The organism is Rhodoferax sp. (genome assembly GCF_039922535.1).
Lineage (GTDB): Bacteria > Pseudomonadota > Gammaproteobacteria > Burkholderiales > Burkholderiaceae_C > Rhodoferax_B.
Map to the genome: position 1 here is coordinate 1 of NZ_JBDTEM010000342.1, position 4686 is coordinate 4686.

Annotated in this window: 3 protein-coding genes; all 3 read left to right on the forward strand. The window is 63.3% G+C overall.

Annotation, left to right across the window (positions count from 1 at the left end; genetic code table 11):
* On the forward strand, positions 1 to 684 hold a 684-nt coding region (locus ABI213_RS16295), incomplete at its 5' end, for a nicotinate-nucleotide--dimethylbenzimidazole phosphoribosyltransferase (protein ID WP_348027859.1).
* A gap of 199 nt (positions 685 to 883) precedes the next feature.
* The gene (locus ABI213_RS16300; RefSeq protein WP_348027861.1) at positions 884 to 3136 is read left to right on the forward strand and encodes an EAL domain-containing protein; all 2253 of its coding nucleotides are present in this window, start codon (positions 884 to 886) and stop codon (positions 3134 to 3136) included.
* Between the two features lie 12 nt (positions 3137 to 3148).
* Positions 3149 to 4681, forward strand: coding sequence for a diguanylate cyclase (locus ABI213_RS16305; RefSeq protein WP_348027863.1), 1533 nt, complete (start codon positions 3149 to 3151; stop codon positions 4679 to 4681).
* Positions 4682 to 4686: the final 5 nt, after the last annotated feature.

The following is a 4686-nucleotide window of genomic DNA, read 5'->3' on the forward strand; positions in this document are numbered from 1 at the left end:
CGCCCCGGCCTGTTGGACTACAAAATTGCCTACGGCACTGGCGACACCGTGGAAGGCCCGGCGATGGATGCACTGGACTGCGAGCGCGCCATCGCCCAGGGCCGCGCCATCGTCAAAGGCCTGCCGGGCAACGTGCTGCTGCTGGGCGAAATGGGCATTGGCAACACCTCGGCCGCGTCGCTCTTGATGGCCCGCCTCACCGGCCTGCCGATTGCCGACTGCACTGGCGCGGGCACCGGGCTGGACGATGCCGGTCTGCAACGCAAAGTGGCCGTGCTGGCGCAGGTGCTGGAGCGCCACGCCGCGGTCCACGACCCGTTGCATGCCCTGGAGGTGTTTGGTGGTTTCGAGATGGCCACCATGCTGGGCGCGGTGCTGCAGGCGGCCGAGGAGCGGCGGGTGGTGGTAGTGGATGGCTTCATCACCACCGCGGTGGTGATGGTGGCACATGCACTGCAGCCGCTGGTACTACAGCGTTGCGTGTTTGCCCACCGCTCGGGCGAACACGGCCATAGCCTGATGCTGCACCATTTGGGTGCAAAGCCACTGCTGGATGTGGGTATGCGGCTGGGCGAGGGTTCGGGCGCGGCGCTGGCTTGGCCGTTACTTCAGTCGGCTTGCCTGGTGCTGGCCGAGATGGCCAGCTTTGCGTCTGCCGGTGTGTCGGAAAGTACTGTCGCCTGAGGTTTTGCTATTGAATAAATAGCTTCTTGCGCAGGTGAAATATAGGCTAGATGCCAATTTAATGCCTAATTTTGGCGGTGGCAGACACTGGCAACCCGCAGCCGGCTACAAGGGTTTGCATGGTTAACTGCGGCTTAAACTCGTCCACTATTTCGCATGCTGGTTGGTAAACTGGATTGAATACTTCCACAATGCGACCATGCAACCCTCACGCCTGCTTGCAGTAGTTGATCCGGAAGCCGTTTCGGCCAACGTCGGCCATGGCCGCAATAAAGAAGACCCCTTGCACCAGCTACTGGAAGTGGTGAACCAGAGCGACAACGCGTTCATCGTGGGCGGGCCAGACACCCGCATCAGCTTTGCCAATGCGGGCTTTACCAGCATGTTTGGTTACACCCTGGACGAGGTGGTGGGACGCACCGTCAGTGACTGCCTAGCAGGGCCGCATACCGATATGCCGGCGGTGGAACGCATCAAACGCGAGCTGCGCCAGCCTGGCGGGGGGCGTGCCGACATCCTGCTCTATACCAAGCTAGGGCGGCCGCTGTGGGTGTCGATAGTGGCCAACCCTTTGTTTGATGCAGATGGCCAGTTCGCGGGTGTGGTGGGTGTGTTGGCCGATATCACGCAAACCAAGATGCACGAGGTGCTGCAGTACAAACTGCTGCACGCCATGGCCGAAGAACTGCCGCTGACGCAACTGATGGACCTGGTGTGCCGCGAAGTGGAGCACATTGCCCCCGAAGTGGCGGCTTCGATTCTGGCAGTGGATGTGCAGGGGCAGTTGCAGCCCCTGGCCGGACCCAGCTTGCCTAGCGAGTTTTCCAACGCCATCGCCGGGGTCCCCATCGGCCCGGATGTGGGCTCTTGCGGCACGGCCGCTTGGCGCGGTGAGCCCGTCATCGTCACCGATATTGCTACCGACCCGCTGTGGGCCCCGTACAAAGACCTGATCCTGCCGCACGGGCTGGTCGCCTGCTGGTCCAGCCCGATTAAGGCCCACGATGGCCGGGTGCTGGGCACTTTTGCGTTTTATTACCGCACCCTGCGTGGCCCCGATGCCCTGCACCAGCGCTTGATCGATGTCAGTCTGCACCTGTGTGCGTTGGCTATGGAGCGTGAGGAGTCGCGCGCCCACATCCACCACCTGGCTTTTTACGACGCGCTGACCAGCCTGCCGAACCGCAAGTTGTTGCGCATCAAGGCCGAGCGGGCGGTGGCTGAGGCGCAGCGTGCCCGGGAGCCGCTGGCCCTGCTGTTTGTCAACATCGACCGCTTTAAGCACGTCAACGAAGAACAAGGCCATGGCGCAGGCGATGTGCTGCTGAGCGAAATCGCCAACCGGCTCAGCCAAGAAGTACGCGGCCGTGATCTGGTGGGCCGCCAGGCGGGTGACGAGTTTGTGGCGGTGCTATCGGGCTGTACCACCGAGCAGGCCGCTGCAGCAGCCGAACGCTTGCTGGCGGCGATTGCTGCTCCAGTGGGCTTACCATCGGGAGTCACCATACACCCCAATGCCAGCGTGGGCGTAGCCATGCTCCCCGAGGACGGGCAAGACTTTGACACCCTGCTGCGCAAAGCCGATTTGGCCATGCGCCAGGCCAAGCACGACGGGCGTGGCTGCCTGCGCTTTTTCAACGATGCCATGAACCGCCGCACGCTGGAGCGGCTGTCGCTGGAAGCCGCCCTGCGTGCAGCGTTGCGACTGGGGCAGCTACGCCTGCACTACCAGCCGCAGGTCAGCGGCCCGGCAGGTTCTGTGCTCTACGGTGTCGAGGCGCTGGCCCGGTGGGAGCATCCGCAGCTGGGGTCCGTATCTCCGGCACAGTTCATTCCACTGGCGGAAGAGTGCGGGTTGATCGACGAACTCACCCGCTGGGGCCTGGGCGAAGCCTGCCGGCAGATGGCCGACTGGCGCGCCCGGGGCGTGGTCGTGCCCCGCGTGGCGGTGAATGTTTCGGCCCGCAACTTTCAAAACCCAGGCCTGACCGGACTGGTGGCCGAGCTGCTGCGTCAGCACGGCTTGCACCCGCAAGACCTGACGCTGGAGATGACCGAAAGCGTGGTCATGGACACCACCGAAGGTGTGCCAGCCACCATCGAGGCGGTGCATGCTCTGGGCGTGCATTTGTCGTTGGACGACTTTGGTACCGGATACTCGTCGCTGGGTTACTTGCACCGTTTGCCTATCCATGAGCTCAAGCTGGACAAAAGCTTTGTGCAAGATTTGGCCGACAGCGCCGCTGCCCGGGCGCTGACCAACACCGTGCTGCGCATCGGCGACGGCCTGGACCTGACGGTGGTGGCCGAAGGGGTCGAAACCCAGATGCAGGCCGATTTTCTAACCACCCGTGGCTGCCGGGTACTGCAGGGCTACTTGTACGCCCGGCCACTGCCCGCGGACGGCCTGGAGCAGTGGCTGCGTGCCCGGCATGCCGAAGCCGGGCCCTGACCGAGTCCGGGCATGGCCACCGTGACCCGTGAACCGTCGCTGGAGGCACCGCAAAACCACCTGGGTTTCGCGCGTCGCAGCTATTTTTCGCGCATGGCCGGGCTGGCCTTGGGTTTTGTCATGACCAGCGCTGTATTTATCCAGAATGCCGCGCCAGCGTGGATGTGGATAGGCCCTGCCTTACATTGTTTTGTGGGCCCGCATGTGGCCTGGTGGCTGGCCCGCCGTGCCGCCAACCCGCGCGAGGCCGAGCGCCGCAACCTGCTGGCCGACCATTTTCTGGGTGGCGTGTGGATCGTGCTGATGCAGTTCAACCTGCTGCCCAGCGTGCTGGCGGTGAGCCTGCTGAGCATGGACACCATGGCCGGAGGCGGTGTGCGTCTGGTGGTGCGTGGGCTGGCTTTTCAACTTGTGGGCGTGCTGCTGGGCGTGGCTTTTTGGGGCCTGCATGTGCAGCCGGATGCGGTGCGATGGACAGTGCTGGCCTGCTTGCCCTTGCTGGTTTGCCAGCCGATTTTGATCAGCCACATTGCGCGCAAAGCCATCCACCGCTTGAAGCAGCAAAGCCGGGCGCTGGAGCACCAAAGCCAGCACGATGGTTTGTCGGGCCTGTACAACCGCAGCCACTGGGAGCAACTGGTGCGCGCCGAGTTTGCGCGGTTTCGCCGCCAGGGTGAGCCCGCCGTGCTGGTGATGGCCGATCTGGACCATTTCAAACGCATCAACGACCTGCACGGCCACGCGGCAGGCGACCAGGCCATCTGCCGCTTTGCCTCCGCTCTACAACGCGTGCTGCGGGAAACCGATGTGTGTGGCCGCTACGGTGGGGAGGAATTTGGTGTACTACTACCTATGACCTCGGCCGCTGCCGCCCAAGAGGTACTCGACCGCCTGCGCCGTGACCTGCACGACCAGCAACTGCTGGACGGCACGCTGGTCACGGCCAGCTTTGGTGTGGCCGAACTGACCGCCGACGTGCCCAATGTCGAAGCCTGGCTGCGTCTGGCCGACCAGATGCTGTACCGTGCCAAACACCGGGGCCGTGATTGCGTGGTGGTCCTGGGCGAAGAGGGGGCCACCCAGCCCGATGCGCTGGTGTCCGCATCTGCGCGTCCCAGCTACAGCACTCCGGCCTTAATCACCGACCCGCTGCGGGTGTCCCAACTGCTGATAGGCCTGGATATTTCCGAAGCCCCGTTTGCGCTGTTTGACCCGTCGGACCGGCTTGCGGTGGCCAACCCGGCCTTCATCAGTTTGTATGCTGTGCAAAACGATACGGTCAGCTTTGCCGACATCATCCGCAACAGCTACCGGCATCAAGTCGGCCCGCGCATTGAAACCGACGACATTGATGCCTGGCTGCGGGCGGCTGACGGCAAACGGCGCAGTCAGCCCCAGCGCAATTTTTTGGTAGATATAGTGGATGGTCGCTGGTTCCACTTGTTTGAAACCTCGTACAGCGATGGTTGGCTGATGGTGCTGCTGTTTGAAACCAGCCCACCCACTGCCAGCATTCAACCCGCCGCCGCGACTGTCTTGGGCTGAAAGTC